Here is a 2,969-nt window from a genome sequence, read left to right on the forward strand (position 1 = left end):
TAATATATAAGTTTATATTGGAAAATAGAATTAATAGCTTATAAATGGTAAATTATATAATAGGTTACTATACGTTATAAGACGGAAAATGCGCACAATAACAAAAATAGTAAGCGACATCCTGTGATTTTTTACACAAACATAAACGATAAAGAACAAAAAATGATAAAATAATATTAATGATTTAAGAAAAGAGGTTTATGCAAATGGCTAGAAAAGTTGTTGTAGTTGATGATGAAAAACCGATTGCTGATATTTTAGAATTTAACTTAAAAAAAGAAGGATACGATGTGTACTGTGCATACGATGGTAATGATGCAGTCGACTTAATTTATGAAGAAGAACCAGATATCGTATTACTAGATATCATGTTACCTGGTCGTGATGGTATGGAAGTATGTCGTGAAGTGCGCAAAAAATACGAAATGCCAATAATAATGCTTACTGCTAAAGATTCAGAAATTGATAAAGTGCTTGGTTTAGAACTAGGTGCAGATGACTATGTAACGAAACCGTTTAGTACGCGTGAATTAATCGCACGTGTGAAAGCGAACTTACGTCGTCATTACTCACAACCAGCACAAGACACTGGAAATGTAACGAATGAAATCACAATTAAAGATATTGTGATTTATCCAGACGCATATTCTATTAAAAAACGTGGCGAAGATATTGAATTAACACATCGTGAATTTGAATTGTTCCATTATTTATCAAAACATATGGGACAAGTAATGACACGTGAACATTTATTACAAACAGTATGGGGCTATGATTACTTTGGCGATGTACGTACGGTCGATGTAACGATTCGTCGTTTACGTGAAAAGATTGAAGATGATCCGTCACATCCTGAATATATTGTGACGCGTAGAGGCGTTGGATATTTCCTCCAACAACATGAGTAGAGGTCGAAACGAATGAAGTGGCTAAAACAACTACAATCCCTTCATACTAAACTTGTAATTGTTTATGTATTACTGATTATCATTGGTATGCAAATTATCGGGCTGTATTTTACAAATAATCTTGAAAAAGAGCTGCTTGATAATTTTAAGAAGAATATTACGCAGTACGCTAAACAATTAGAAATTAGTATTGAAAAAGTATATGACGAAAAGGGCTCCGTAAATGCACAAAAAGATATTCAAAATTTATTAAGTGAGTATGCCAACCGTCAAGAAATTGGAGAAATTCGTTTTATAGATAAAGACCAAATTATTATTGCGACGACGAAGCAGTCTAACCGTAGTCTAATCAATCAAAAAGCGAATGATAGTTCTGTCCAAAAAGCACTATCACTAGGACAATCAAACGATCATTTAATTTTAAAAGATTATGGCGGTGGTAAGGACCGTGTCTGGGTATATAATATCCCAGTTAAAGTCGATAAAAAGGTAATTGGTAATATTTATATCGAATCAAAAATTAATGACGTTTATAACCAATTAAATAATATAAATCAAATATTCATTGTTGGTACAGCTATTTCATTATTAATCACAGTCATCCTAGGATTCTTTATAGCGCGAACGATTACCAAACCAATCACCGATATGCGTAACCAGACGGTCGAAATGTCCAGAGGTAACTATACGCAACGTGTGAAGATTTATGGTAATGATGAAATTGGCGAATTAGCTTTAGCATTTAATAACTTGTCTAAACGTGTACAAGAAGCGCAGGCTAATACTGAAAGTGAGAAACGTAGACTGGACTCAGTTATCACCCATATGAGTGATGGTATTATTGCAACAGACCGCCGTGGACGTATTCGTATCGTCAATGATATGGCACTCAAGATGCTTGGTATGGCGAAAGAAGACATCATTGGATATTACATGTTAAGTGTATTAAGTCTTGAAGATGAATTTAAACTTGAAGAAATTCAAGAGAATAATGATAGTTTCTTATTAGATTTAAATGAAGAAGAAGGTCTAATCGCACGTGTTAACTTTAGTACGATTGTGCAGGAAACAGGATTTGTAACTGGTTATATCGCTGTGTTACATGACGTTACTGAACAACAACAAGTTGAACGTGAGCGTCGTGAATTTGTTGCCAATGTATCACATGAGTTACGTACACCTTTAACTTCTATGAATAGTTACATTGAAGCACTTGAAGAAGGTGCATGGAAAGATGAGGAACTTGCGCCACAATTTTTATCTGTTACCCGTGAAGAAACAGAACGAATGATTCGACTGGTCAATGACTTGCTACAGTTATCTAAAATGGATAATGAGTCTGATCAAATCAACAAAGAAATTATCGACTTTAACATGTTCATTAATAAAATTATTAATCGACATGAAATGTCTGCGAAAGACACAACATTTATTCGAGATATTCCGAAAAAGACGATTTTCACAGAATTTGATCCTGATAAAATGACGCAAGTATTCGATAATGTCATTACAAATGCGATGAAATATTCTAGAGGCGATAAACGTGTCGAGTTCCACGTGAAACAAAATCCACTTTATAATCGAATGACGATTCGTATTAAAGATAATGGCATCGGTATTCCTATCAATAAAGTCGATAAGATATTCGACCGATTCTATCGTGTAGATAAGGCGCGTACGCGTAAAATGGGTGGTACTGGATTAGGACTAGCCATTTCGAAAGAGATTGTGGAAGCGCACAATGGTCGTATTTGGGCAAACAGTGTAGAAGGTCAAGGTACATCTATCTTTATCACACTTCCATGTGAAGTCATTGAAGACGGTGATTGGGATGAATAATAAGGAACATATTAAATCTGTCATTTTAGCGCTACTCGTCTTGATGAGTGTCGTATTGACATATATGGTATGGAACTTTTCTCCTGATATTGCAAATGTCGACAATACAGATAGTAAGAAGAGTGAAACGAAACCTTTAACGACACCTATGACAGCCAAAATGGATACAACTATTACGCCATTTCAGATTATTCATTCGAAAAATGATCATCCAGAAGGTAC

The 2,969-nt window shown here is 34.6% G+C and carries 3 protein-coding genes; all 3 read left to right on the top strand.

The window, feature by feature from the left end; translation table 11 throughout:
• The first annotated feature begins 206 nt into the window (after nucleotides 1-206).
• Nucleotides 207-908 (top strand): response regulator YycF, encoded by a 702-nt coding sequence (gene yycF, locus IDG60_RS09875; RefSeq protein ID WP_000101976.1) that lies wholly within the window; start codon nucleotides 207-209, stop codon nucleotides 906-908.
• 12 nt (nucleotides 909-920) lie between these two features.
• Entirely contained in the window at nucleotides 921-2,747 is a 1,827-nt protein-coding gene (gene walK / locus IDG60_RS09880) for a cell wall metabolism sensor histidine kinase WalK (protein ID WP_000871607.1), read from the top strand.
• Nucleotides 2,740-2,969 (top strand): two-component system activity regulator YycH (gene yycH, locus IDG60_RS09885; RefSeq protein ID WP_241013358.1); only part of this gene is annotated, 230 nt, incomplete at its 3' end. The genes walK and yycH, both read left to right, overlap by 8 nt.

It is taken from the genome of Staphylococcus sp. EG-SA-2, from assembly GCF_017152085.1.

Bases quoted from the DNA above. Each gene is read 5' to 3' on its own strand.
- yycF (WP_000101976.1), top strand. From the start codon at position 207: ATGGCTAGAAAAGTTGTTGTAGTTGATGATGAAAAACCGATTGCTGAT.
- walK (WP_000871607.1), top strand. From the start codon at position 921: ATGAAGTGGCTAAAACAACTACAATCCCTTCATACTAAACTTGTAATT.